Raw genomic sequence first — 25,991 nt, 5'->3', positions numbered from 1 at the left:
TTCAATCTTTCCCACTGTCCGCATGTCCGACAATTTGACCCCCGAAAAGGACCCAAGCTCGGGCGGCCGTTCCCGTGCGCCCGCCGACGAGCCGGGCTGGGAACGGGCCGCGCTCGAGCGCATCGCGCTCGCCGCGATCAACGAGCAACGCGCCGCGCGGCGTTGGCGGATTTTCTTCCGCCTTGTGTTTCTCGTGGTGCTCGCCCTGGCGGTTTGGGGTGTACTGACCTTCTCGGGCGAGCGGGTCGCCACTACTGGCCGTCATACGGCAATGGTGTCGCTTAACGGCGAAATCGCGACGGATGCGAATGCGAACGCCGAAGATATCAACACCGCGCTCGATTCCGCCTTCGAAGACTCCGATACCGCCGGGGTGATCCTTTACTGCAACAGCCCGGGCGGCAGTCCGGTGCAGGCGGGTATCATCAACAGCGAGATTCGGCGGCTGCGCGGCAAATATCCGTCGATTCCGCTGTATGTTGTGGTCGGCGATATGTGCGCATCAGGCGGCTACTACGCGGCCGCGGCGGCAGAGAAGATCTATGTCGACAAGGCGAGCATCGTCGGTTCGATCGGCGTGCTAATGGATAGCTTCGGTTTCACCGGGCTGATGGACAAATTGGGGATTCAACGCCGGTTGCACACATCGGGTGAGAACAAGGGATTTTTCGATCCGTTCTCGCCGGAAACCCCGAAGATGGACGCGCATGCGCAGGATATGCTCGATCAGATCCACGCCCAGTTCATCGACGCGGTGCGTCAGGGGCGCGGCAAGCGTCTGCATGAGACGCCGGATATGTTCTCCGGTCTGTTCTGGACGGGGCAGAAGAGCGTCGAACTAGGTCTCGCGGACGGTTTCGGCGACGCAGACTACGTTGCGCGTGAAATCTTCAAGGCACCGGATATCGTCGATTACACGGTAAAAGAGAGCATTACGGACCGCGTTGCCCGTAAATTCGGCGCAGCGCTCGGCGCCGGCGCAGTTCGCGCGATGGCGCTTGGCGAGAAGATGAATCTGCGTTGAGCTGGCAGTTACAAGAGAGAAAGCCCGCGCAATCGATTTGGTCTGTTGCGCGGGCTTTGTCCTGGTGCAGGTGTTTCCTCTCTGGCAGATGTTCATGCTGACCGTCGCCTGCGCTCAGGCCGCCAGAATCAGGAAAATCGCCGGCCGCTTGTGCAGTTCGATGTCGGACTTTTTTTTCCAGTCGCTCACCGTCCGGCTCGCGATCACTTCAGTCGGGAGCGTCAGATCAACCGCCACGCAGACAAGCGTCGAGGGCCCGCAGGTGGCCAGTAAGGTATCGAGCAACGCGCGGTTCCGGTACGGTGTTTCGATGAAAATCTGCGTCTGCCTGCTCTTGCGCGACTGTTGCTCGAGATCGCGCAGCCGCTTGGCGCGCTCGGCGGCGTCGACGGGCAGGTAGCCGTGAAACGCGAAGCTCTGGCCGTTCAGCCCCGATGCCATCAGCGCAAGCAGAATCGAACTCGGCCCGACCAGCGGCACGACCTTAACGCCGCGTTCGTGCGCGCGACGCACGAGCAGCGCGCCCGGATCGGCGACCGCTGGGCAGCCGGCTTCGGAAACGAGGCCTGCATCTGTGCCTGCGAGCAGCGGCGCGAGCAGCTTGTCGATCTCGCCGGCTGGCGTATTGACGTTCAGTTCGCGAATCTCGATTTCCTGAATGGGCCGCTCGGTGCCGACCTTTTTCAGGAACGCGCGCGTTGTTTTCGCGTTTTCACCAATGTAATAGTGCAGCGACGCCGCGCGGGCGCGCACGGGCGCGGGCAGCACCAGCTCGAGCGCGCTTGCGTCGCCTTCGCCGAGCGTATTTGGAATCAGATAGAGCGTGCCGGTCATCGCGCCCCCAGAAGCGGATAGTCGGCCGCGAGCAGCATGCTCGACAGCGCGATCAGCGGCAGGCCGACGAGCGCAGTCGGGTCGTCGGAATGGATGGCGTCGAGCAGTGCGATGCCAAGCCCTTCCGATTTGGCGCTGCCGGCCACGTCGTACGGCGTTTCGGCATGCAGATAGGCGTCGAGCGCCGCGTCCGGCAGGTTGCGGAAGCGCACGCGGGTGATCACGTCGACGGTTTGCGCGCAGTCCGACGCACTGTCGAACAGGCACAGCGCACTATGAAACAGTACGTCGCGGCCGCGCATCGCCTGCAATTGCGCGAGAGCCCTGTCGTGCGTGCCGGGCTTGCCGATCTGCAGACCGTCGTAGGTGGCGACCTGGTCGGAGCCGATCACCAGCGCGCGTTCGTCGTGGGCGAGCACTTGGGCGACCGCGCGGGCTTTGGCTTCGGCGAGGCGCAGTGCGGTGGCTTCGGGTGTTTCGCCGGCGAGTGGGGTTTCGTCGATCGCGGGCACGACGACGTCGAACGGCACGCGCAGGCGTTCGAGCAACTTGCGGCGATACTGCGAACTCGACGCCAGAACCAGGCGTGGCGGGCGTTTGGAGGAATCAGGCATGATGTGCGGGCAACGGGGGAGGCGGGTCGTACGGGGTCGCGAGAGGCGCGCGCGTACGGGCTTAAGTGTTTGACTCGAAAAGACAAAACGGATATGATTTTGGGCTTTTCACGGTATGCTTGCGCTTGAAGGGTCCCGGCGCGTTTCGCGGCTTTCGGAGGGTTAAAGAAAGCGCAGCAGGGTCGGACATAATGGCTGCGGGCTTCGCTGGCTGCCTCGCACACCGGATTATCTTCGCGGCGGATCTGATCGTCCTTCGCGGATCACCCCGGCAATATGTTTGGTTTGCCGACGCAGGAGCGCACATGACTCAACATCCTGGCAAACCTGCAGGTCTGCCCGACCCGCATGAACTCGATCTGTTCGAATTTGCGCGGAGCGGGCGTCAGGCCGCGGGTGTCGTGCGCGTCTCGCAACTGCCGCGCATGTTAAACGAAATCCCTGCGGAAGCGCCAGATCGCGACACCGCGTTCACATGGCAGGCCGAAGGGACGACGCAGCCGGAATTGCAGGACGATGGTACCGAAGGTCCGCAGCCTTATCTGCGGCTGGCGATCCACGGCGTCACGTGGCTCGAATGCCAGCGGTGCTTGACGCCGTATTCGCAGGCGTTCAACGTCGATGCAACTTACCGGATCGTCAATACGGAGGCGGAGGCCGAAGAGTTTCCGCTGGACGAAGATGAAGTCGAGGTGATCGTGGGCTCGCGTCAGTTCGATCTCATCGACTTGATCGAAGAAGAGTTGTTGCTTTCCTTGCCCCTCGTGCCCAAACACGAGGTCTGTCCTGAAGTGCATGAGAGCCTTGTCTCGGGCACCGACGGCAGCGAAAGCGAAGGCGACGAAGCCGCGCGGAACGAGGCTGGCGATGCCAGCGAGCCGAATCAGTCCAACGAGCGGCGCAATCCGTTCGCGGCGCTCGAAAGTCTCAAGCGCGACGAACAGGGCGGCAAGAAGCACTAAACAGTTGCAGGGGGCGCGATGTGGGCATATTGGCCATTTGGCCAGTAGTTAAGACCGTATCGGGCTGTGTTAGAATTCGGAAAATTTTTTGGAGTTTTAGTCATGGCAGTTCAACAAAACAAGAAGTCGCCGTCGAAGCGCGGCATGCACCGTTCGCACGATTTCCTGACGGCGGCGCCGCTGGCTGTCGAGCCGAGCACGGGCGAAGTGCATCTGCGTCACCACATCAGCCCGAACGGCTACTATCGCGGCAAGAAAGTCGTCAAGACGAAGAACGACTAATCGTTGACTGCGATGCGCCCTGTGGCGTTTCGCGCAGCGATCGGCTCGCTTGACATTTTCCTGGTTCGGCAAAAAGGCGGCATTCAATTGCCGCTTTTTTGTGTCGATCGCAGTTGGCGCCTTAGCGCTTCCCGCGATCCCAAGCAGAGCGTCTGAAATTCGTCGCACTCCATGACAGTAAAGCTCACGATAGATTGCATGGGTGGCGACCACGGCCCGTCCGTGACCGTTCCCGCTGCCGTCAACTTCGTTCGTTCGCATCCCGATGCGCAGTTGCTGCTCGTCGGCATTGAAGGTGCGATTCGTGCACAGCTGAAGAAGCTCAAGGCTCAGGACCTGGCGGCGCTCACCGTCGTGCCGGCTACCGAGGTCGTCGCGATGGACGATCCGGTCGAGGTCGCGCTGCGCAAGAAAAAAGATTCGTCGATGCGCGTGGCGTTGAACCGCGTCAAGGAAGGAGATGCGCAAGCCTGTATTTCCGCCGGCAATACCGGCGCACTGATGGCGGTCTCGCGTTACGTGCTGAAAACGCTGGCGGGCATTGAACGTCCGGCCATCGCGTCTGCCCTGCCCAATCCCACCGGCTACACGATGATGCTCGATCTGGGCGCCAACGTCGACTGCGAGCCGCAGCATCTGCTGCAGTTCGCCGAGATGGGGCACGCGCTCGTGTCCGCGCTCGAGGGCAAGGAGCGGCCTACCATTGGTCTGCTCAACATCGGCGAAGAAGTCATCAAGGGCAACGACATCATCAAACGCGCCGGCGAACTGCTGCGTGCGAGTACACTGAACTTTCACGGCAATGTCGAAGGCGACGACATCTACAAGGGCACCGTCGACGTGATCGTCTGCGATGGCTTTGTCGGCAATGTCGCGCTGAAGACGTCGGAAGGTCTTGCGCAGATGCTGTCCAACATCATCAAGGAAGAGTTCGGCCGGTCATGGCTGACCAAGGTGATGGCGTTTCTCGCGCTGCCGGTATTGATGCGTTTCAAGAAACGCGTCGATCATCGGCAATACAATGGCGCCGCGCTGCTCGGCTTGCGCGGCCTCGTGATAAAAAGCCACGGTTCCGCCGATGCCTACGCGTTTGAGTGGGCCATCAAACGCGGGTATGATGCCGTCAAAAACGGCGTGCTGGAGCGCCTGGCGCGAGCGATGGAAGAGAACGCGGGTTCTCTCGAACAGGCAGCGCGCGGTGCAAGCGGTGCGGGTCACGCAAGCCCGATCGCAGGCCAGCCAGCCGAGCCCTACGCTGCGCAATCCTCGAAGGCATAATGGCTCAATCCACAATCTATTCCCGCGTGCTGGGCACCGGCAGCTGCCTGCCGCCTAACCGCGTCACCAATCAGGATCTGGCCGAGCGTCTGGCGAGGCAAGGTGTCGAGACCAGCGACGAATGGATCGTCGCGCGCACGGGCATCCATGCGCGGCATTTCGCCGATCCGGACGTCGCCACCAGCGACCTCGCGCTGATCGCCTCTCAGCGTGCGATCGAAGCGGCAGACATCGATCCGCAGTCCATCGACCTGATCGTCGTCGCCACCTCCACACCTGACTTCGTGTTCCCGAGCACCGCCTGCCTGCTGCAGAACAAGCTCGGCATCAAGAATCACGGTGCCGCGTTCGACGTGCAAGCGGTCTGCTCCGGCTTCGCCTACGCGGTCGCGACCGTGGACAGCCTGATTCGAAGCGGCCAGCATCGCACGGCGCTCGTGGTCGGGGCAGAAACCTTCTCGCGCATTCTCGATTTCAACGACCGCACCACCTGTGTGCTGTTCGGTGACGGCGCGGGCGCCGTGATCCTGCAGGCATCCGACGAGCCGGGCGTGCTGGCAAGCGCGTTGCACGCGGACGGCAGCCATTCGAACATTCTCTGCACGCCGGGCAACGTGAGCGGCGGTGTGGTGGCTGGGAGTGCGTTCCTGCACATGGACGGCCAGGCGGTGTTCAAGCTTGCCGTCAATGTCCTCGAGAAGGTCGCTATCGAAGCATTGGAAAAAGCCGATCTGAAATCCGAGCAGATCGACTGGCTGATTCCGCATCAAGCCAATATCCGCATCATGCAAAGCACTTGCCGCAAGCTCGGCTTGCCGCAGGAGCGCATGGTCGTCACGGTGGGCGAGCACGGCAATACGTCGGCGGCGTCCATTCCGCTTGCACTCGACGTCGCGGTGCGCGACGGACGCATCAAGCGCGGCCAGAACGTACTGATCGAAGGCGTCGGCGGCGGCTTCACGTGGGGCGCGTCGGTCATCCGCTACTGAGGGCGAGACGCATCGCGGGGCGCCGCGGGAGGCGCCCGCGCGGCCGGTGCAATACGCTCGCCATGCAGCGTGCGCGGCCGACCGCCACATCCGATTAAACCGATTTTGGGGACGATATGAAATTTGCGTTCGTTTTTCCTGGGCAGGGTTCGCAGGCACTCGGCATGCTGAACGCATTCGCCGACCATGCAATCGTGAGTGAGACGGTTCAGGAAGCTTCCGACGCACTCGACCAGGACCTCGGCAAGCTGATCGCCGAAGGCCCCGCCGAAGATCTCAACCTCACCACCAACACCCAACCGGTGATGCTGACCGCAGCCTACGCGATCTATCGCGCGTGGCAGCAGGCAGGTGGCCCCGCGCCGGCGATCGTCGCCGGTCATAGCCTCGGCGAATACACGGCGCTTGTCGCGGCCGGCGCGCTCGCGTTCCGCGATGCGGTGCCGCTGGTGCGTTTCCGTGCGCAGGCAATGCAAACCGCGGTGCCGGTGGGTGAAGGCGGCATGGCGGCGATTCTCGGCCTCGATGACGACAGCGTGCGCGCGGTTTGCGCGGAAGCGTCGGTGGCGGGTGTCGTCGAAGCGGTCAATTTCAACGCGCCGGCGCAAGTCGTGATCGCGGGCCGCAAGGCCGCGGTCGAGAAGGCCTGCGAAGTGGCAAAGGCAAAGGGCGCTAAGCGCGCGCTGCCGTTGCCGGTGTCAGCGCCGTTCCACTCGTCGCTGCTCAAGCCTGCGTCGGATCAACTGCGCGAATATCTCGCGAGCATCGACGTGCGGGTGCCGTCGATACCCGTCATCAACAACGTCGACGTCGCCGTGGTCAACGAGCCGGCGGAGATCAAGGACGCGCTGGTGCGCCAGGCGGCCGGCCCGGTGCGCTGGGTCGAGAGCGTTCAGGCGATGGCCGCGCAGGGCGTCACGCACGTGATCGAATGCGGCCCAGGTAAGGTCCTTGCGGGATTGACCAAGCGCATCGACGGCAATCTCGTCGTCGCGTCGGTGTTCAATCCTGCATCGCTCGAAGAAACGCTGAAGCTCGTGACGGCAGGCTGAGCGCGCTGGCGCGGCATCCCTCGGCAGAAGAATCAACAAGAATCAATGAGCCCTACTTGAAGGGCATCCGGACTGACAGATGGAAAAGACTCTCGACAAGCAGATCGCAATCGTGACGGGCGCGTCGCGCGGCATCGGCCGTGCGATCGCGATGGAGCTCGCGCATCGCGGCGCGACGGTCATCGGCACCGCAACGAGCGAAAGCGGCGCGACGGCCATCACCGAAGCGTTCAAAGCGGCCGGCTTGAACGGTCGCGGTGCGGTGCTCGACGTCAACGACGGGGCCGCGGCCGAAGCGCTGATCGACGCCGCAGTCAAGGAATTCGGCGCACTCAACGTGCTCGTGAACAACGCCGGCATTACGCAGGACCAACTGGCGATGCGTATGAAGGATGACGACTGGGACGCAGTGATCGACACCAACCTGAAGTCGGTGTTCCGCCTGTCGCGCGCCGTGCTGCGCCCTATGATGAAAGCGAAGGGTGGCCGCATCATCAACATCACGTCGGTGGTCGGCTCGGCGGGCAACCCCGGGCAGATCAACTATGCGGCCGCGAAGGCCGGCGTCGCCGGCATGACACGCGCGCTCGCGCGCGAGATCGGCAGCCGCGGCATCACGGTCAACTGCGTGGCGCCTGGTTTTATCGATACCGACATGACGAAGGCGCTGCCCGAAGAACAGCAGACCGCGCTGAAAACTCAAATTCCGCTGGGTCGTCTCGGCAGCCCGGAAGATATCGCACATGCGGTCGCGTTCCTCGCGTCGCCGCAGGCGGGCTACATCACGGGCACGACGCTGCACGTGAACGGTGGCATGTATATGCAGTAACCAGTTTCGGTTACTATCCGCGCCTTGATGTGTTTGCGGAAAGCACGAGGCGCATGCATTGACAGGAACCCGATGCGCCGCTTTTTTGCCGGGTCAAACCTGATAAAATGCGCGCACCTGTATTTTTGAACTTCTTTTCCCTTGGAGGGGTAATGGACAATATCGAACAGCGCGTCAAGAAGATCGTCGCGGAACAACTGGGCGTTGCGGAAGCGGAAATCAAGAACGAAGCGTCGTTCGTGAACGATCTCGGCGCCGACTCGCTCGACACCGTCGAGCTCGTGATGGCCCTCGAAGACGAATTCGGCATGGAAATTCCGGATGAAGAAGCCGAGAAGATCACTACCGTTCAGCAAGCGATCGACTACGCTCGCGCGAACGTCAAGGCCTAAGGTCATTCGCGCCTGCGTTTCTGCACGGGCTGCGCATGACGCCCTGCCGTGCCGCTTGCCGGCGCCAGCAGGGGCGGCGCTATTGGAAGTGTCTGTTGGCGCACCATGCGCCGCGCCACTTGCCACGCAGGAGCCAGCGATGTTGACAGCGCAAATTTCCGCGCGATTGCCGACTTAAACAGCCACAGGGCACACAGGGCGATTCCTGTGGGCGCTGTGGCTTTTGCTTTTGTCATCTATGAAAAAGGGGTTACCGTGAGCCGCCGTCGTGTTGTTGTTACAGGCCTGGGGCTGATTTCGCCTGTTGGCAATAATGTTGCCGATGGCTGGGCCAATCTGGTCGCCGGCAAGTCTGGGATTGCCAATATCACGAAGTTCGATGCGTCGAACTTCTCGACTCGTTTCGCCGGCGAGGTGAAGGGCTTCAATATCGAGGACTACATCCCCGGCAAGGAAGCACGCCACATGGATACGTTCATCCATTACGGCGTGGCTGCTGGCATTCAGGCGATGCAGGACAGCGGTCTCGAAGTCACCGACGAGAATTCGGAGCGCATTGGCGTCGTGGTGGGTTCTGGCATCGGCGGTTTGCCGATGATCGAAATCACCCAAACCGAATTGCTTAATCGCGGCCCGCGTCGCATTTCGCCGTTCTTCGTGCCGGCTTCGATCATCAACATGATCTCCGGCCACCTGTCGATCAAGTTCGGCATCAAGGGTCCGAATCTGTCGATCGTTACCGCGTGTACGACCGGTCTGCACTGCATCGGCGAGGCTTCGCGCCTGATCGAATATGGCGACGCCGACGTGATGATCGCCGGTGGCGCCGAATCGACCGTGTCGCCGCTAGGTATCGGCGGCTTTGCGGCGGCGCGCGCGCTGTCTCAGCGCAATGACGATCCGGCGACCGCGAGCCGTCCGTGGGACAAGGATCGCGACGGCTTCGTGCTCGGCGAAGGCGCGGGCGTGATGGTGCTGGAAGAGTACGAGCATGCAAAGGCGCGCGGCGCGAAGATATACGCGGAAATCGCCGGCTACGGCATGAGCGGCGATGCGTATCACATGACAGCGCCGCTCGAAGACGGCGACGGCGCACGCCGCTGCATGCTTGCCGCGCTGAAGAACGCCGGCATCAATGGCGATCAGGTGGCCTACCTGAACGCGCACGGCACGTCCACGCCGCTCGGCGATCTGGCGGAAACGACCGGCATCAAGCGGGCGTTCGGCGACCACGCGAAGAACATGGTCGTCAACTCGACCAAGTCGATGACGGGTCACCTGTTGGGCGGCGCTGGCGGTCTGGAGTCGGTGTTCACGGTGCTCGCCGTGCATCACCAGGTCTCGCCTCCGACCATCAACATCTTCAACCAGGACCCCGCCTGCGATCTCGATTACTGCGCGAACACCGCGCGGGAAATGAAGATCGACGTTGCGCTGAAGAACTCGTTCGGGTTCGGCGGCACGAACGGCACGCTGGTGTTCAAACGCGCCTGACCTGATCACGGGTGACGCGTCAGTTCACGACGCCGGCTTCGCCGGCGCTTTCCCCCGAGCCGGCAACGCTGGGCAGGGCGACGCAGCGGATTGCGCTGCGTCGCTCGGTCGCACTGCGTGCCGCGACGGGGGCGTTCGTCCTGGTAGCGTCCATAGCCGTCTACACTTGCCTCGCGTCGCGACTGGGTGCGGGGCAGGCCGCTTCGTTGACGTTTGCTCTGGCGGCGCTGCTCGCGCTGTGCGCGGCGAGGTGTGACGCGGCGCAGCCCGCCGCGTTGCGTTTCGCGATGGGCGAGATTTCCGTCTGGAACCGCGCGGGCGCGTTGCTCGCGCGAGGTCGCGTGGTCGGTTGCGCGCAGTGGAGCGGCCGTTTGCTGGTGCTCTCGCTTGAGTCAAAGAGGGGTCAAAGGCGCGGGACCGCGCTCAAGCCACACATTCGCACACGCTTCATCCTGCTTGCGGCGGACGCGCTGCCACCCACCGTTTTCCGCGAACTCTCCGTGCTGAGCCGGCGCGCGGCCGGCGCCTGACTGTAACGACTGTAACCGCTGTTACCGTAGTAACGTGCCCTCACAAGGGGGACGCTACAATGGTCCCCCGCCATGCGCCCTATAGTTAACGGATTTACCAGGTGAGCGAAAAAGAAATTGATCAGGTGCTGGTCGAGCGTGTCCAGAAGGGCGACAAGGCCGCGTTCGAGCTTCTGGTCTCCAAATACCACCGCAAGATTCTCCGACTGATCTCGCGTCTCGTGCGGGACCCCGCTGAAGTCGAAGACGTAGCGCAGGATGCGTTTATCAAGGCGTATCGCGCGTTGCCGCAGTTTCGCGGCGAGTCGGCGTTCTATACGTGGTTGTACCGGATTGCGGTCAATACCGCGAAGAACTACCTTGCCACCCAAGGCCGGCGCGCACCGACCTCGACCGAAGCGGATGCTGAAGAAGCTGAAACTTTCTCAGACGCCGACCAACTAAGGGATATCAACACGCCTGAGTCGATGTTGATGAGCAAGCAGATCGCCGAGACGGTCAATGCTGCGATGGCGGTTTTACCGGAAGAATTGCGCACCGCCATTACTCTTCGAGAAATTGAGGGTTTGAGCTACGAGGAAATCGCGGAGATGATGGGTTGCCCAATTGGCACAGTCAGATCACGAATTTTCCGCGCTCGCGAAGCCATTGCGGCAAAATTGCGGCCGTTGCTTGACACACCCGAGGGCAAGCGCTGGTAGACGTTTCTGAGCGGCCTGGCGGGGCGGCGGTGCAATATCTGAATTAGTGGTGTCACTACGGGTTTTTGGGAAGATGGGGAGCATCATGGGGTCGGTCTCGATGCAGTCGCAAGTGAGCTCGCACGGCGAGCGTCTGTCCGCTTTGGTCGACGGTGAGCTGTTCGGTGAAGATCAGCTGAATCTGGACAAGTTTCTTGCGGACCTCGACGGCGACGATCGTGCCGCCTGGTCGAGCTACCACCTGATCGGCGATGCGCTGCGTTCCGACGATCTGGCGGTCAGCCCCGCAAGGAGCAGCGCATTTCTGAGCGGCTTCGCTGCGCGCCTCGAAAGTGAGCCGCATGTGCTGGCGCCGTCCCGCGCATCCGCATCGGTCACGCGGCGCCTGCTCGGGATGCGCCGCCGTGTCGTGCCGGCTTTTGCCGTCGCCGCCGCTGCTGCTACGCTGACCTGGATCGTCGTTCCGCAGTTGCAGGGCGTGCCTGCCGGTCCTGGCGCCCAACTGGCTTCGCTCCAATCGCACGGCGACGCCGCGCAGCGCGTCGCCATGGCCTCGGTGCCCGCGCCGCAGGACTCCAACATCATTCGCGACGCGAGCCTCGATCAATACCTCGAAGCTCACCAGCAGTTCGCGCAACAACCAGTGATGGCAGGCTCGATGCCGGTGATTCGCGCTGCCTCAGTCTCTACGCAGGGCCAATAGTTTGATGCAGACTCCGCGGTTAAATAAAACGACTATCTGGGGGCGGTTGCCGGCATTTCTGTTCTGCGCAGCCGTGTTGTTGTCCGCTACGCCGCGGGTTTTCGCGCAAGACGATCCGGTCGTCGCCCGTCGCACGGCTGCGGAACTGCTCAATCGCATCCATCAGGCCGCCCAGCAGCAGAATTACGAGGGTGCATTCGTCTATCAGCGCGGGAATTTCGTACAGACGTCGCGCATAGCCCACTACTCCACGCATACGGACGGCGAGTTCGAGCAGCTCGAAAGTCTCGACGGCAAGCCGCGCAAAATGCTCCGGCATAACGACGACATGTACACGTTCGTACCGGAGCGGCGTCTCGTGGTCCTCGAAACGCGTCAGAACAAAGACTCGTTCCCTGCGCTGCTGGCCGTGAATGGCTCGCAGGTCCTGTCCGTCTACGAGCCAAAGATGCTTGACGATGACCGCGTCGCGGGCATCGACAGCGTCGTGATGAAGCTCGATCCGAAAGACTCGTATCGCTTCGCGTATAAGCTGTGGGCCGACAAAAAGACCGGTCTGCTGCTGCGCGCGCAGACGCTCGACCCGAGCGGCCAAGTGCTTGAACAGCTGTCGTTTTCACAGGTCCGCATCGGCGTGCCGGTCGATACGGCGGGTATCGTCAACGGCATTCGGAATCTCGCGGGCTGGACCGTCGTGCGGCCGCCAGTCGAGCCGGTCGACATGGCCGCCCAAGGCTGGCAGATCGCGCCGTCGGTGCCGGGATTTCACATGATTCGCCAGTTGCGCCGCCCAATGGCGTCGCGCGAGGCGGGGAAGCCGCCGATCCCGGTCGATCAGGCCGTGTTTTCCGACGGCCTCGCGGCGATTTCGGTGTTCGTCGAGCCCGTCGAGAACAATACGCGCAAAGAAGGCACGGGCGACAGCGGCGCGACCCACGTACTGGTCAAGCGTCAGGGAGACTTCTGGATTACCCTGCTGGGAGAGGTGCCTCAAATCACATTGCAGCAGTTCGCGTCTGCCATAGAATACAAAGCTCCGAAGTAACCCTTCCGAATCCTGAAATCCCTCGGCTTGCTACGATATGACGACTTTCTCGGTGCGCAAATTCCTCGCGGCCGTAGTGGTTGCGGCTTGTTTGCCGCTTGTGCCGCATACGGCGTCGGCGGCGCCCGCTGCCAATCTGCCCGACTTCACTGACCTCGTCGACAAGGTCGGCCCGGCGGTCGTCAACATTCGCACGACAACGCATGTGTCGAGCAGCGGTCCCCGCGGCGGCCTGCCGCCGGGTATGGACGACGGCGACATGTCGGAATTTTTCCGTCGCTTTTTCGGAATTCCGTTGCCGCAGTCGCCACAATCCCCGCACGGTGGCGATAACGGCGGTGGGGGCGGCAGTGGCGGTGGCACTGATACGCCTGACAACCCCGACGCCGAACAGAACAGTGGCGTTGGCTCGGGCTTCATCCTGTCGGCAGACGGCTACGTGATGACCAATGCGCATGTCATCGATGATGCGGACACGATCTACGTGACGCTGACAGACAAGCGCGAATTCAAGGCGAAGCTGATCGGCGTCGACGACCGTACCGATGTCGCCGTCGTGAAGATCAACGCGTCGAACCTGCCGACCATCACGATCGGCGATTCGAACAAGGTGCGCGTTGGCGAATGGGTCGTCGCAATCGGTTCGCCGTTCGGTCTCGAAAACACGGTGACGGCGGGAATCGTGAGCGCGAAGGGGCGCGACACGGGCGATTACCTGCCGTTCATCCAGACCGACGTAGCCGTCAATCCGGGCAACTCGGGCGGTCCGCTGATCAACATGCAGGGAGAAGTGATCGGCATCAATTCGCAGATCTACAGCCGCACCGGCGGATTCATGGGTATTTCGTTCGCGATTCCGATCGACGAAGCGATGCGCGTGGCCGATCAGCTGAAGAGTTCGGGCAAGGTGGTGCGCGGCCGCATCGCGGTGGCAATCGGTGAAGTGACCAAGGACGTCGCGGACTCACTTGGTCTGCCGAAGGCCCAAGGCGCGCTCGTCAGTAGCGTGGAGCCGGGCGGCCCCGCAGACAAGGCCGGCGTGCAGCCGGGCGACATCATCCTGAAGTTCAACGGCCATTCGGTCGACACCGCCACGGACTTGCCGCGCATGGTTGGCGATACGAAGCCGGGCACGAAGACGTCGATCACGGTCTGGCGCAAGGGTCAAACGCGCGACCTGCCGGTCACGATCGCTGAAATGCAGCCAGACAAGGTCGCGAAGACGGATCAGAAGAAACCGCAGGCGCCGAAGCAGCGCGCGACGAACGCGCTCGGCGTCGCCGTCAGCGATATTCCTGCCGACCAGCAGAAGGCGCTGAAGATTCAGAACGGCGTTCAGGTCGACGCGGTCGACGGGCCGGCCGCGCGTGTCGGGCTGCAAAAGGGCGACATTATCCTGCGAGTCGGCGATACTGATGTGACGAGCGCGAAGCAGTTCGAGGAACTGACCTCACACCTCGATTCGCAGAAGATGGTTGCGTTGCTCGTTCGTCGTGGCGACAACACGCAGTTCGTGCCGATTCGCCCGCGCGTCGCGCAGAAATGACGACGACGGCATCGCTCACGCTTTATGGGCGCGCGTGGTGCCACCTGTGCGAGGACATGAGCGTCGCGCTCGCGCCATTGCTGGCCGAGTTCGGCGCGCAGCTGATGATGATCGACGTCGACACCGATCCGCTGCTCGAGGCGCGTTATGACGAGCGGGTGCCGGTGCTGGTCTGCGATGGCGTCGAGCTGTGCCACTACCGTCTCGACGAAGCGCGCGTGCGGGCAGCATTGGCCGCGCATGCGTCGCGTGTCGCCGCCGCATCCGCTCAGGCATCCTGATTCGCGTGATTCATGCGCGTTTTGCCGACTCACCGCAATACACACGGCAATTTTCTCGCAACTACTTCGCTGTCTTTCGGCCTGCGCTTCGCAAGGTGCGCCGGCCGGTGGGCTTTTCGGCTAAAATAGATAGGTTTTTCACCTACTTACAAGGCGTGCTCCGCTATTGTCCGGGCGCGCCTTTTCGCTTGATCGGCACTGAATGGATCATATTCGTAACTTCTCGATCATTGCGCACATCGACCATGGCAAGTCGACGCTCGCCGATCGCATCATCCAGATTTGTGGCGGTCTGTCCGACCGCGAGATGGAAGCTCAGGTGCTCGACTCGATGGATCTCGAGCGCGAGCGCGGCATCACGATCAAGGCGCAAACCGCCGCGTTGACGTATCGCGCGCGCGACGGGCAGGTCTACAACCTGAACATGATCGACACGCCGGGCCACGTCGACTTCTCGTACGAAGTCAGCCGCTCGCTGTCCGCGTGCGAAGGCGCGCTGCTCGTCGTCGATGCGAGCCAGGGCGTGGAAGCGCAAACCGTCGCCAACTGCTACACGGCCATCGAACTCGGCGTCGAAGTGGTTCCGGTGCTGAACAAGATCGACTTGCCGGCGGCGAACCCAGAAAACGCGATCGCCGAAATCGAGGACGTCATCGGCATTGACGCGACCGACGCCACGCACTGTAGCGCGAAGACGGGCCTCGGCGTCGAAGACGTGCTCGAAGCACTGATTGCGAAAGTGCCGCCACCGAAGGGCGATCCGCAGGCGCCGCTGCAGGCGCTGATCATCGATTCGTGGTTCGACAACTACGTCGGTGTCGTGATGCTGGTGCGCATCGTCAACGGCACGCTGCGTCCGAAGGACAAGATACGGCTGATGGCAACCGGCGCGCAGTATCCGGTCGAACATATCGGCGTGTTCACACCAAAGTCGAAGAATCTCGAGTCGCTGTCGGCGGGGCAGGTGGGCTTCATCATCGCCGGCATCAAGGAACTGGCGGCGGCGAAGGTCGGCGACACGGTCACGCTCGTGAACCAGCCGGCGGCCGAGCCGCTGCCGGGCTTCAAGGAGGTGAAGCCGCAGGTGTTCGCGGGTCTTTACCCGGTCGAGGCGAACCAGTACGACGCACTGCGCGACTCGCTCGAAAAGCTGAAGCTGAACGACGCATCGCTGCAGTACGAGCCGGAAGTATCGCAGGCGCTCGGTTTCGGGTTCCGCTGCGGCTTTCTCGGTTTGTTGCACATGGAAATCGTCCAGGAACGTCTCGAGCGCGAGTTCGACATGGACCTGATCACGACGGCGCCGACCGTGGTTTATGAGGTCCTGCAGCGCGACGGCACGACCCTCATGGTCGAGAATCCGGCCAAGATGCCAGAGCCGTCGAAGATCGAGGAAGTGCGCGAGCCGATCGTTACCGTGAACCTGTACATGCCGCAGGAATACGTGGGCGCGGTGATCACGCTGTGTACGCAGAAGCGCGGCAACCAGATCAACATGCAGTATCACGGCCGTCAGGTTCAACTCACGTATGAAATCCCGATGGGCGAGGTCGTGCTCGATTTCTTCGACCGTCTGAAGTCGATTTCGCGCGGTTATGCGTCGATGGATTACGAGTTCAAGGAATACCGCGCGTCGGACGTCGTGAAGGTCGACATGCTGATCAACGGTGACAAGGTCGATGCGCTGTCGGTTATCGTGCACCGTTCGCAAAGCCAGTACCGTGGCCGCGAAGTGGCAGCGAAGATGCGTGAGCTGATTCCGCGTCAGATGTACGACGTGGCAGTGCAGGCCACGATCGGTTCGAACATTATCGCGCGCGAAAACATTAAAGCGTTGCGTAAGAACGTGCTGGCAAAATGCTACGGCGGCGATATTACGCGTAAGAAGAAGCTGCTCGAAAAGCAGAAGGCAGGCAAGAAGCGAATGAAGCAGGTGGGCTCGGTTGAAATCCCGCAAGAGGCTTTTCTCGCTATCCTGCGTGTCGAAGACAAATAAGTTGAATAACGGAACCCTATGAATTTCGCGCTGATTCTTTTTGTGCTCGTCATTTTGACGGGCGTCGCATGGGTCGCGGACAAACTGGTTTTTCTGCCGAAACGGCGCCGCGAGGCGGAAGCCGCGGTCGCCGAATTCGATCGTCAGCAGGCACGCATCGGCGAGCGTTTCGCCGATGAGAACGCCGCACAAACGCGCGCGCGCCTGCGCGACGACAAGCTGCGTCAGCCATGGTGGCTCGAATATACGGCGAGCTTTTTCCCGGTGATTCTGGTGGTGTTCGTCGTGCGCTCGTTCGTGGTCGAGCCGTTCAAGATTCCTTCGGGGTCGATGGTACCGACGCTGGTAGTGGGCGACTTCATCCTCGTCAATAAATTCGAATATGGTCTGCGTTTGCCGATCACCAACACGAGGATCACGCAGGGCCGCCCGGTCCAGCGCGGCGACGTAGTGGTGTTCCGTTATCCGAAGGACGAATCGGTCGATTACATCAAGCGCGTGATTGGTCTGCCGGGCGACGTGATCGAGTATCAGGACAAGAAGCTCACGATCAACGGCAAGCCTGTGCCCGAAACGCCGCTGCCCGATTACCTCGACGAAGAGCGCCTCGGTTATGCGAAGCAGTTCGAAGAAGATATCGACGGTCGCAAGAATGCGATTCTGAATAATCCGGCGGTTCCTCCGTTCATCGTTGGCGCGGAAGATTATCCGTTTCGCGACAATTGCCAGTACAACGCGCGTGGCGTGATCTGCAAAGTGCCGCCGGGAAATTACTTCATGATGGGCGACAACCGCGACAACAGCGCTGACAGCCGGTACTGGGGTTTTACACCGGAGCGCAATATCGTTGGCCGCGCGTTTTTCATCTGGATGAACTTCAGCGATCTGCGACGCATCGGCTCGTTCCAGTGAGTCGAGTCCATCGATAGCTTCGTAATCGTTTCTCACACGCCGCGCGAATAGCCGGTATCCGGTTACCCGGTCGCGGCGTGTTCTTATGCCACTTTAAAAACGCGCGGTAACGTCGCTTCACCAAGCTTTTTCCGCTGGCGCCCCGCGTTTCCGCCGGGTCAGGCGCCCGCGTTATACTCTGCCCATGCCCCTATCTCCGTTGGAAAGCCGTTTGCGCTACGAATTTCGCAATGCGGAATTGTTGCGCCAGGCTTTAACACACCGCAGTCATAGCTCCACGCATAACGAACGGCTCGAATTTCTCGGCGACTCCGTTCTGAATTGCGCGGTGGCTGCGCTTTTGTTCCAACGTTTCGGCAAACTCGACGAAGGCGACCTGTCGCGCGTGCGCGCCAATCTGGTCAAACAGCAGTCCCTCTACGAGATTGCTCAGGCGCTCAATATTTCCGAAGGCCTGCGGCTTGGCGAGGGCGAGTTGCGCAGCGGCGGTTTCCGCCGGCCCTCGATTCTCGCGGATACGCTCGAGGCGGTGCTCGGTGCGGTATTCCTCGACGGCGGCTTCGATGCCGCCCAGACGGTCATCAAGCGCCTTTACGTGCCGATTCTCGACCATATCGACCCGCGCACGCTCGGCAAGGACGCGAAGACGCTGCTGCAGGAGTACCTGCAGGGCCACAAAATCGCATTGCCGACCTATACGGTCGTCGCCACGCATGGTGCGGCGCACAATCAGCAGTTCGAAGTCGAATGCACGGTGCCGAAGCTGGACGTCAAGGTCTCCGGCTCGGGTGCGAGCCGCCGCGCGGCGGAGCAGGCCGCCGCAAAGAAAGCGCTCGACGAAGTAATGGCCGCCGCGCCCGCCGTAGTCGGGAAGCCGAAGCGCTCGAAGGGCGCGCGCGCCGCGAAAAACGGCGAGCGGGACATCGTGCCGGGCATGACTGGCGTGCAGGCCGCGCTGGACTTGCGTACGCCGGATCGCAAGAGCGAGCGCGCCACCGCGCGCGGCGAGGGGCGCATGGCTGTCACGGTGGAAGCCAATGCCGACAAGTCTGGCGTGGAAAAATCGGCCGCTGAAAAGGCTGCGGCCGAGCGTGCCGCAGCGGCTGCCGTCGGCGCCCCGCTGGCCGTCATTCGAGCAGCGCACGTGGAGTACAGCGGGCTGGACAAGCCGGAGCGCGCCGAGAAGTCCGACAAGGCGGAGAGAGCCGACAAGGTTACCGTCCACACGGCCGAGAAACCTGTGGACAAGCCGACGGAAAAACCCGCCGCGGACAAAGCCCCCGACCTCAAAGCCGACGCACCGTCGCACGCTCGCGGCGCAGACCGCCAGCGCAGCCGCGAAATCGCCCCGGGCACTGCTGCATCGAGCGCAACCTCCGCGCCCGTGCCGGCCGCCGCGGCGGTCCCAGCATCTGCCGAACACGAACCCGGCGTCGCCGACGCGGTGCAAACGCGCGTTGCCGATGCGGGCCATTGATTGCCATCGGCGCGCGCCTCGCGTGCGCCAAACCGAACCTGCCGTAGTCCGAATATGAACGCTCCCACTCCCACTGGTTTTCGCTGCGGCATGGTCGCGATCGTCGGCCGTCCGAACGTCGGCAAGTCCACGCTGATGAACGCGCTGGTCGGCCAGAAAGTCAGCATCACGTCGCGCAAGGCGCAGACCACCCGCCATCGCATCACCGGTATCAACACGCTCGAAGACGCGCAGTACATCTTCGTCGACACGCCGGGATTCCAGACCAAACATAGCGGCGCGCTGAACCGCTCGCTGAATCGCGCGGTGACGTCGACGCTGACCTCGGTCGACGCGATTCTGTTCGTGATCGAAGCGGGCCGCTTCGGCCCCGACGACCAGAAGGTGCTCGACCTGATCCCGTCCAAGGTGCCGACGTTGCTGATCGCGAACAAGCTCGATCGCGTGTCGGACAAAGACTCGCTGTTTCCCTTCATGCAGCAGGTCAGCACGCTGCGCGAGTTCAACGAGATCGTGCCGCTGTCGGCCAAAAATCCCGACGACATCAAGCGGCTGATGACGACCGTCAAGCCGTTTCTGCCGGAAGGCGAGCCGATTTACGGCGAGGACGACCTGACCGATCGCAGCGAGCGCTTCCTTGCCGCCGAAATCCTGCGCGAAAAAGTCTTCCGCTGGACCGGCGACGAACTGCCCTACACGAGCACCGTGCTGATCGACAAGTTCGAAACCGAAGGGCGGCTGCGCCGTATCTTCGCGACGATCCTCGTCGATCGCGACACGCACAAGGCGATGATCATCGGCCAGAAGGGCGCGAAGCTGAAGCAGATCAGCACCGAGGCGCGTCTCGACATGGCCAAGCTGTTCGATGGGCCCGTGTATCTCGAGACCTTCGTCAAGGTGAAGAGCGGCTGGGCCGACAACGAAGCCGGGCTTCGTGCTTATGGGTACGAATGACGCGTGGATGACGCTGAATTCAGACGCGGCTCCGGACGATGCGGAGCACGAACCGTCACGGCCCGCCCGTAGCGCGAGGAAATCCTCGGCTTCGGCAAGAAAAAGCGCAAACAGCTCGCCCGCCAAGGACAGCGAGCCGGGTAGAACGCCAGCGCGGCGCACACCGCGTACCCCCGCATCCGAATACCGGATCGCCGAGCAGCCCGCGTTCGTGTTGCATAGCTACCCGTATCGCGAAACCAGTCTGATCATTGACGTCCTGTCGCGCGATCACGGCCGTCTCGCACTCGTCGCGAAGGGTGCGAAGCGCCCGCACTCCGCGTTGCGCGGTGTGCTGCAAACCTTCCAGCCGTTATCGCTCGCGTGGTCGGGCAAATCCGAAATGCGCACGCTGACCGGCGCCGAATGGGTCGGCGGCATGCTGCCGCTGACCGGCGACGCGCTGCTGTGCGGCTTCTACGTCAACGAACTGCTGGTGCGCTTCTGCGCGCGCGAAGATCCCCATCCGCAGCTGTTCCATCACTACGTCGTCACGCTGACGCGGCTCGCGCACGACGAGCCGCCTGTGCAAGTGCTGCGTTCGTTCGAACGCGTGCTGTTGCGGGAAACCGGTTACGCGATGGCGCTCGATCGCACGGTCGCGCGCAAAGCGGTGCTCGCCGAGGGCCGGTACGTATTCGATCCCGAGCGCGGCGTCAGGGAGGCGTCGGACGAATGGCCCGCCCAGTGGCCGGTGGTATCGGGACAAACCTTGCTCGATATGGAACAGGACGATTACCATCGAGCGCAGACCGTCGCGCAAAGCAAAACCCTGATGCGCTTTCTGCTCAACACCTATCTCGGCGGCGCGCCGCTCGCGACCCGTCAGATCCTGATCGACCTGCAGAACTTATGAGCTTCTTCCTGACTTCGCCAACCGTGATCGACCTCGGCGTCAACATCGACCACGTCGCGACGCTGCGCAATGCGCGCGGCACGTCCTATCCCGATCCGATCCGCGCCGCGCTGATGGCCGAAGAAGCCGGCGCCGATGCGATCACACTGCACCTGCGTGAAGATCGCCGGCACATCGTCGACGCCGACGTTCGCAAGCTGCGTCCGCTGCTGAAAACGCGCATGAACCTCGAATGCGCGGTCACGCCGGAAATGCTCGACATCGCGTGCGAAGTGCAGCCGCACGACGTTTGTCTGGTGCCGGAAAAGCGCGAGGAGCTTACGACCGAGGGCGGTCTCGACGTCGCGGGACAGTTCGACTCGGTGCGCGCCGCGTGCAAGCAACTGGCGGACGCGAACTCGCGTGTGTCGCTCTTCATCGACCCCGAAGAAACGCAGATTCGCGCCGCCCATGAAGCGGGCGCGCCGGTGATCGAGCTGCACACCGGCCGTTACGCGGAGGCGCACGATTCGGCGCAACAGCAGCGCGAATACGAGCGCATCGTGCGCGCGGTCGAATTCGGTGCGACGCTCGGCCTCAAAGTGAACGCGGGCCACGGCCTGCACTATACGAACGTGCAGCAGATCGCAGCGATCGACGGCATCGTCGAACTCAATATCGGCCATGCGATCGTCGCGCACGCGATCTTCGCGGGCTGGGACAACGCGGTGCGCGAGATGAAGGCGATCATGGTCGCCGCGCGTCTCGGCGCGCGCGCCTGACGCAATCTGGCGACGGACGCGCGCATGGAAATCTACGGTATCGGCACCGACATCGTTCAGGTGAGCCGCGTGGCTGCGGTGATGGCTCGCACCAATGGCCGCTTCGCCGAGAAGGTGCTCGGTCCCGATGAACTGCGCGTCTACCACGCGCGCCACGCGCGCTCGGCGGCACGCGGGCTGGCGTTTCTCGCGACGCGTTTCTCTGCGAAAGAAGCATTCTCGAAGGCGATCGGCCTTGGCATGCATTGGCCGATGACCTGGCGCGCGCTGCAGACGCTGAACCGGCCAAGCGGGGAGCCGATGGTGGTGGCCTCCGGCGAGTTGGCCGACTGGCTCGACGCGCGCGGCATCACGGCGCGCGTGACGATCAGCGACGAGCGCGATTACGCGGTGTCGTTCGTGATCGCCGAGACCCAGCGGCCGGGCGGGGCGCAGGCCTCATTTGCCACATCGGAGTCCTGGGCTTCGTCCGCGCAATCCGCTACCGAATAAATACGTTGAACGCGACCGTTGCCGGTCCGTTTGTCTTTGCCTCAGGCTCTTTTCCAGCGGAATTCGATGAAAACCACACCCGGACCAGTGATGCTCGACGTGGTCGGCAAAACGCTGAACCGCGATGATAAAAGGCGCCTCGCTCACCCGATGACCGGTGGCGTGATCCTGTTCGCGCGCCACTACGAGAGCCGCGCCCAACTGGTCGCGCTGACCGATGCAATCCGGACGATCCGACCGGATCTGCTGATCGCAGTCGATCACGAAGGCGGCCGCGTACAGCGTTTTCGCACTGACGGCTTCACGGTGTTGCCGTCGATGGGCAAGCTCGGTGCGCTGTGGGACCACGACGTGCTGCACGCGACCAAGGTAACGACCGCGGTCGGCTATATCCTCGCCGCGGAGCTGCGCGCGTGCGGCATCGACATGAGCTTCACGCCGGTGCTCGACCTCGATTACGGGCACTCGCAGGTGATCGGTGATCGCGCGTTCCATCGCGACCCGCGCGTGGTCGCGCTGCTTGCAAAGAGCTTGAACCACGGCCTCGCGCTCGCCGGCATGAGCAATTGCGGCAAGCATTTTCCGGGGCACGGCTTCGCGCAGGCGGACTCGCACGTCGCGATGCCGGTCGACGAACGTCCGCTCGATGAAATCCTCGGCAACGACGTCGCGCCGTACGACTGGCTCGGTTTGTCGCTGGGCGCGGTGCTGCCCGCGCACGTCGTCTATCCGCAGGTCGACGAGAAGCCGGCCGGCTTCTCGCGCATCTGGCTGCAGGACATCCTGCGCGGCAAGCTCGCCTTCGAAGGCGCGATCTTCAGTGATGATCTGTCGATGGAAGCCGCGCGCCAGGGCGGCACGCTGACGCAAGCCGCGACCGCCGCCTTGCAGGCTGGCTGCGATATGGTGCTGATCTGCAATCAGCCCGACGAAGCGGAGAAGGTGCTCGACGCGCTGCGGGTCACGCCGTCGAAGGAATCGCGGCAGCGTCTGAAGCGCATGCGCCCGCGCGGTAAGGCGCTCACGTGGAGCAAGCTGATGGCCGAGCCGCGGTATGCCGAAGCACAGAGGTTGATGCGCGGTGCGTTTGCATAAACGGAAATGGCGCCCTGAAGCAATTCACGGCGCCATCTTTTTATGAACTTCGAGCGGTGCGAACCGCTGCGAAGCCTCAGCAAGCATCCGCGGCACGCGCCATTCGATCACTCAGTTCAGGCGCATGCGCTGTAACTTGTTGTAGAGCGTCTTTGGGCTGATTCCAAGCAGCGATGCCGCGCGATGCCGTGTGCCGCCGACCGCGTCGAGCGTCGCGCGAATCAGCATTTCCTCGACGTCCGCGAGCGGCGTGCCGACCGTCACCTGCACGCGGCTGCCATTCAGGTCGCGGCCGTGCGCCGTGCCAGCCTCGTCGGCGCGCAACGACTCGATCACGTCGCCCGATGCCTGGTACGCGCGCCGCACGCGCTCCTGCAATTCGCGCACGTTACCCGGCCAGTTGTACGCGAGGCATTCGTGCAGGAAGTTCGGCCCCGCCTGCTTGGCGACCTCGGACGTGCCGCGCGCGCGTGCTGCAAGATTCAGTTCGTCGACGACCGCTTGAGCAATCAGCACCGGATCTTCGCCGCGCTCGCGCAGGGGGGGCAACATGACCGCGGCGGCTTCGAGGCGCAGTGCGAGGTCCTGATGCAGCGAGCCGTCGGCGACCGCCGCTCGCGGTGGCTTGCGCGTCGATGCAATGAGCCGGAAGTCGGTCACGATCTGGTTGGTGCCGCCCACGCGCATGAACGTCTGCGAATCGAGCGCGCGCAACAGCGCTTCCTGCTGCGCGCGCGGCAGCTCCGTGATCTCGTCGATGAACAGCGTGCCGCCACTCGCCTGTTCGAAGAGGCCCGGCTCGCGCTGCTCGGCGCCGCCAGGCGCGCCGCGTTCGTAGCCGAACAGCACGCTGTCGAGCGAGCGATTGAGGCCGTCGGCAGCCGCGCTGCGGCAGTCGAGCGTAACGAACGGGCCTTTGCGGCGACGGCTCATGTCGTGCAGCGTGCGCGCGGCGATCTGTTTGCCGGTGCCGGCTTCGCCCGAGATCAGCACTGCGGCCTCGGTCGGCGCGAGACGCTCAATCATGTCGTAGACGTGCTGGATCGTGCCGCTGCGGCCGAGCATCGAGCCGAAGCGGCCGAGCTGACGCAGCGACGCGCGCAGCGCCTGCACTTCCTCGGTCAGCTCGTACGGCCGCGGAATGCGCGCGAGCAGGCTGCGCAGACGCGGGATGTTGACCGGCTTCAGCAGATAGTCCCAGATGCCGTGTCGTAAGCCCTCGATCGCGCTCTCTACCGTCGCATTGCCGGTCATCACGATCACCGGAAGCTCACCGCCCGGCGGATGCGCGGGCAGGTGCTGCAACAGATCGAGGCCGCTACCGTCCGGCAGGTTCAGGTCGACGAGCACGACGTCGGGAATGAAGCGCGTCAGCGCTGCGCGTGCCTCGGCGAGTGTAGTCGCGGTGTCGACGGAAAATCCGTCGGCGGCGAGGATCGCCGACAGACCGGAGAGGCTGTTGGGATCGTCTTCAACAATCAGGGCGTGTGGCATGGCGAGCGCAACTTTGTGAATGGGTTAAATGCCCGGTGCGCCGCCAATACTGAGATGGCGCACGGCGGGTTCTGGCGGGCCCGATGACAGGGCTAAACGAATGGTTCGGAGGGCCGCGAAACCACCGCTGACCGGCACTGCGCCTCGAATCGCGGGCCGGTGCCTGTAGTTCCTGCACGGGTCCTGTCAGAAATCCCGGTTGCTATCGAAAAACCGTCGCACTTCGAGTTCAGCCTGTTCGCGGGTTTTGCCAAAGCGCTCCTGAATCAGCGGTACTCGCGTAACTCTCCACTTAGCAGAGACCGTGCCAAAGAACTTTGTCCGTACGGATCAAGGACTTGCCGCGCGCCTGAGGCGAAATCGGAACGTCGCAATGGCAATTTGGAGAAACTTGCCGGTAAAGTTTTCCTAAACCATACACGGCGCGACAGAAAAGAAAAAGCGCCCAAAAATGAGCGCTTTTTGTGCAGGCCGGCAGGGTACCGGCGCTGGAGGGTGACGCAGACGGGCGCTTAGGCGCGGCTGCGGTATTCGTGCGTACGCGTGTCGATTTCGATCTTGTCGCCGATGTTGCAGAAGAGCGGCACTTGCAGTTCGAAACCGGTGTTCAGCTTGGCGTTCTTCAGCACCTTGCCCGACGACGTGTCGCCCTTGACAGCGGGTTCCGTGTAGATGATTTCACGAACCAGCGTGGTCGGCAGTTCGACCGAGATTGCCTTCTCGTTGTAGAACACGACTTCGCAAGCCATGCCGTCTTCGAGGTAGTGCATCGCGTCGCCCATCATTTCGGCTTCGACTTCGTACTGGTTGTAGTCGGCGTCCATGAACACGTACATCGGGTCGGCGAAGTACGAATACGTCACTTCCTTGCGCTCGAGCACGACGACGTCGAACTTGTCGTCTGCCTTGTACACGGTTTCCATGCCGGCGCCGGTCAGCAGGTTCTTGAACTTCATTTTGACGACGGCCGAGTTGCGGCCGGATTTGTTGTATTCGGCCTTTTGCACGACCATTGCGTCTGCGCCGATCATTACGACGTTGCCGGTGCGGAGTTCCTGTGCGGTCTTCATAAAACTGTCCTGTACGAGATAAATAGCTTAACTGTTGCTCAACGGCATACGGCGCAAGCGGCTTCGGCGTTTCGCCCCCTACCTGCCGTGCGCCGCGCAAAGCGGCGGCACTGACCGGGTGCGTGAAACGGGCCCGGCTCGCGGTGCAGAACCGCGGCGAGATGCCACGGCGTTTCCACCTGTCCGTTACCTGGGTTTTACCCTTTCGGGCGTGTACACGAGTGGCGCCGATCTGCAACACGCCCAAACATACGTCCCTTTTTTGACATTTGCGTGCCCAGCCTGAAGA

27 protein-coding genes and 1 pseudogene are annotated in these 25,991 nt (G+C 62.6%); 23 read left to right on the top strand and 5 right to left on the bottom strand.

Going from position 1 to position 25,991, the window contains the following annotated elements:
- Positions 1 to 22: 22 nt before the first annotated feature.
- A complete protein-coding gene (locus LJ655_RS18020) occupies positions 23 to 1,024 on the top strand; it encodes a S49 family peptidase (protein ID WP_230562597.1) in 1,002 nt (333 codons plus the stop codon).
- Positions 1,025 to 1,138: 114 nt separating this feature from the next.
- Here the strand turns inward: LJ655_RS18020 and LJ655_RS18015 are convergent, their stop codons facing one another.
- Both LJ655_RS18015 and LJ655_RS18010 read right to left on the bottom strand, forming a co-directional pair.
- Positions 1,139 to 1,858, bottom strand: a complete 720-nt coding sequence (locus tag LJ655_RS18015) for an SAM-dependent methyltransferase (RefSeq protein ID WP_230562596.1) — start codon at positions 1,856 to 1,858, stop codon at positions 1,139 to 1,141.
- The gene (locus LJ655_RS18010) at positions 1,855 to 2,472 is read right to left on the bottom strand and encodes a Maf-like protein (protein ID WP_230562595.1); all 618 of its coding nucleotides are present in this window, start codon (positions 2,470 to 2,472) and stop codon (positions 1,855 to 1,857) included. The genes LJ655_RS18015 and LJ655_RS18010 overlap by 4 nt, the downstream gene beginning before the upstream one ends.
- Positions 2,473 to 2,777: 305 nt before the next feature.
- Between LJ655_RS18010 and LJ655_RS18005 the strand changes: the two genes are divergently transcribed.
- From LJ655_RS18005 to nagZ, 22 genes are all read left to right on the top strand, one after another.
- Positions 2,778 to 3,434 (top strand): DUF177 domain-containing protein, encoded by a 657-nt coding sequence (locus LJ655_RS18005; protein ID WP_230562763.1) that lies wholly within the window; start codon positions 2,778 to 2,780, stop codon positions 3,432 to 3,434.
- Between the two features lie 102 nt (positions 3,435 to 3,536).
- The gene (gene rpmF, locus LJ655_RS18000; RefSeq protein WP_006401275.1) at positions 3,537 to 3,716 is read left to right on the top strand and encodes a 50S ribosomal protein L32; all 180 of its coding nucleotides are present in this window, start codon (positions 3,537 to 3,539) and stop codon (positions 3,714 to 3,716) included.
- 171 nt (positions 3,717 to 3,887) lie between these two features.
- Complete coding sequence (gene plsX, locus LJ655_RS17995) at positions 3,888 to 4,994, top strand: phosphate acyltransferase PlsX (RefSeq protein WP_230562594.1); 1,107 nt, start codon at positions 3,888 to 3,890, stop codon at positions 4,992 to 4,994.
- Positions 4,994 to 5,983 carry a beta-ketoacyl-ACP synthase III gene (locus LJ655_RS17990; RefSeq protein WP_230562593.1) on the top strand — a complete coding sequence of 330 codons (990 nt, stop codon included), beginning with the start codon at positions 4,994 to 4,996 and terminating at the stop codon, positions 5,981 to 5,983. The genes plsX and LJ655_RS17990 overlap by 1 nt, the downstream gene beginning before the upstream one ends.
- Before the next feature lie 116 nt (positions 5,984 to 6,099).
- The gene (gene fabD, locus LJ655_RS17985) at positions 6,100 to 7,035 is read left to right on the top strand and encodes an ACP S-malonyltransferase (protein WP_230562592.1); all 936 of its coding nucleotides are present in this window, start codon (positions 6,100 to 6,102) and stop codon (positions 7,033 to 7,035) included.
- Positions 7,036 to 7,114: 79 nt separating this feature from the next.
- On the top strand, positions 7,115 to 7,864 hold the full coding sequence (fabG, locus tag LJ655_RS17980; protein ID WP_230562591.1) for a 3-oxoacyl-ACP reductase FabG: 750 nt from the start codon (positions 7,115 to 7,117) through the stop codon (positions 7,862 to 7,864).
- 152 nt (positions 7,865 to 8,016) lie between these two features.
- On the top strand, positions 8,017 to 8,256 hold the full coding sequence (gene acpP / locus LJ655_RS17975) for an acyl carrier protein (RefSeq protein ID WP_004197638.1): 240 nt from the start codon (positions 8,017 to 8,019) through the stop codon (positions 8,254 to 8,256).
- Positions 8,257 to 8,511: 255 nt separating this feature from the next.
- The gene (fabF, locus tag LJ655_RS17970) at positions 8,512 to 9,750 is read left to right on the top strand and encodes a beta-ketoacyl-ACP synthase II (protein ID WP_230562590.1); all 1,239 of its coding nucleotides are present in this window, start codon (positions 8,512 to 8,514) and stop codon (positions 9,748 to 9,750) included.
- Positions 9,751 to 9,761: 11 nt separating this feature from the next.
- Positions 9,762 to 10,280: a hypothetical protein gene (locus tag LJ655_RS17965; protein WP_230562589.1), complete on the top strand. Its 519-nt coding sequence runs from the start codon at positions 9,762 to 9,764 to the stop codon at positions 10,278 to 10,280.
- 101 nt (positions 10,281 to 10,381) lie between these two features.
- Positions 10,382 to 10,981 (top strand): RNA polymerase sigma factor RpoE, encoded by a 600-nt coding sequence (gene rpoE, locus LJ655_RS17960; RefSeq protein ID WP_006051939.1) that lies wholly within the window; start codon positions 10,382 to 10,384, stop codon positions 10,979 to 10,981.
- Between the two features lie 85 nt (positions 10,982 to 11,066).
- Positions 11,067 to 11,684 carry a sigma-E factor negative regulatory protein gene (locus tag LJ655_RS17955; protein WP_230562588.1) on the top strand — a complete coding sequence of 206 codons (618 nt, stop codon included), beginning with the start codon at positions 11,067 to 11,069 and terminating at the stop codon, positions 11,682 to 11,684.
- A 4-nt stretch (positions 11,685 to 11,688) separates the two neighbouring features.
- Entirely contained in the window at positions 11,689 to 12,729 is a 1,041-nt protein-coding gene (locus LJ655_RS17950; protein ID WP_230562587.1) for a MucB/RseB C-terminal domain-containing protein, read from the top strand.
- 37 nt (positions 12,730 to 12,766) lie between these two features.
- On the top strand, positions 12,767 to 14,275 hold the full coding sequence (locus LJ655_RS17945) for a DegQ family serine endoprotease (RefSeq protein WP_230562586.1): 1,509 nt from the start codon (positions 12,767 to 12,769) through the stop codon (positions 14,273 to 14,275).
- The gene (locus LJ655_RS17940) at positions 14,272 to 14,556 is read left to right on the top strand and encodes a glutaredoxin family protein (protein ID WP_230562585.1); all 285 of its coding nucleotides are present in this window, start codon (positions 14,272 to 14,274) and stop codon (positions 14,554 to 14,556) included. Before LJ655_RS17945 ends, LJ655_RS17940 begins: the two co-directional genes overlap by 4 nt.
- Before the next feature lie 202 nt (positions 14,557 to 14,758).
- A complete protein-coding gene (gene lepA, locus LJ655_RS17935; RefSeq protein ID WP_230562584.1) occupies positions 14,759 to 16,552 on the top strand; it encodes a translation elongation factor 4 in 1,794 nt (597 codons plus the stop codon).
- Positions 16,553 to 16,570: 18 nt separating this feature from the next.
- The gene (lepB, locus tag LJ655_RS17930; protein WP_230562583.1) at positions 16,571 to 17,464 is read left to right on the top strand and encodes a signal peptidase I; all 894 of its coding nucleotides are present in this window, start codon (positions 16,571 to 16,573) and stop codon (positions 17,462 to 17,464) included.
- A 184-nt stretch (positions 17,465 to 17,648) separates the two neighbouring features.
- Entirely contained in the window at positions 17,649 to 18,941 is a 1,293-nt protein-coding gene (gene rnc / locus LJ655_RS17925; protein WP_230562582.1) for a ribonuclease III, read from the top strand.
- Between the two features lie 54 nt (positions 18,942 to 18,995).
- Entirely contained in the window at positions 18,996 to 19,895 is a 900-nt protein-coding gene (era, locus tag LJ655_RS17920) for a GTPase Era (protein ID WP_230562581.1), read from the top strand.
- Entirely contained in the window at positions 19,882 to 20,790 is a 909-nt protein-coding gene (gene recO / locus LJ655_RS17915; protein ID WP_230562580.1) for a DNA repair protein RecO, read from the top strand. Before era ends, recO begins: the two co-directional genes overlap by 14 nt.
- Positions 20,787 to 21,551, top strand: coding sequence for a pyridoxine 5'-phosphate synthase (gene pdxJ, locus LJ655_RS17910; protein ID WP_230562579.1), 765 nt, complete (start codon positions 20,787 to 20,789; stop codon positions 21,549 to 21,551). Before recO ends, pdxJ begins: the two co-directional genes overlap by 4 nt.
- Positions 21,552 to 21,575: 24 nt before the next feature.
- A complete protein-coding gene (gene acpS / locus LJ655_RS17905; RefSeq protein WP_230562578.1) occupies positions 21,576 to 22,043 on the top strand; it encodes a holo-ACP synthase in 468 nt (155 codons plus the stop codon).
- Positions 22,044 to 22,109: 66 nt separating this feature from the next.
- Positions 22,110 to 23,138 carry a beta-N-acetylhexosaminidase gene (nagZ, locus tag LJ655_RS17900; protein ID WP_230562577.1) on the top strand — a complete coding sequence of 343 codons (1,029 nt, stop codon included), beginning with the start codon at positions 22,110 to 22,112 and terminating at the stop codon, positions 23,136 to 23,138.
- Positions 23,139 to 23,249: 111 nt separating this feature from the next.
- On the opposite strand, the gene LJ655_RS17895 is transcribed toward nagZ, so the two are convergent.
- The 3 genes and pseudogenes from LJ655_RS17895 to efp all read right to left on the bottom strand — a co-directional run bounded on the left by LJ655_RS17895 (position 23,250) and on the right by efp (position 25,702).
- The gene (locus tag LJ655_RS17895) at positions 23,250 to 24,632 is read right to left on the bottom strand and encodes a sigma-54-dependent transcriptional regulator (RefSeq protein WP_230562576.1); all 1,383 of its coding nucleotides are present in this window, start codon (positions 24,630 to 24,632) and stop codon (positions 23,250 to 23,252) included.
- Between the two features lie 186 nt (positions 24,633 to 24,818).
- Positions 24,819 to 24,902 (bottom strand): annotated as a pseudogene (locus LJ655_RS30375) (CsbD family protein); the annotation flags it as partial.
- A gap of 242 nt (positions 24,903 to 25,144) precedes the next feature.
- A complete protein-coding gene (efp, locus tag LJ655_RS17890) occupies positions 25,145 to 25,702 on the bottom strand; it encodes an elongation factor P (RefSeq protein WP_008919334.1) in 558 nt (185 codons plus the stop codon).
- Positions 25,703 to 25,991: the final 289 nt, after the last annotated feature.

This window comes from Paraburkholderia translucens (assembly GCF_020881035.1).
GTDB lineage: Bacteria > Pseudomonadota > Gammaproteobacteria > Burkholderiales > Burkholderiaceae > Paraburkholderia > Paraburkholderia translucens.
This window is presented reverse-complemented; position numbering and strand designations above follow the sequence as displayed.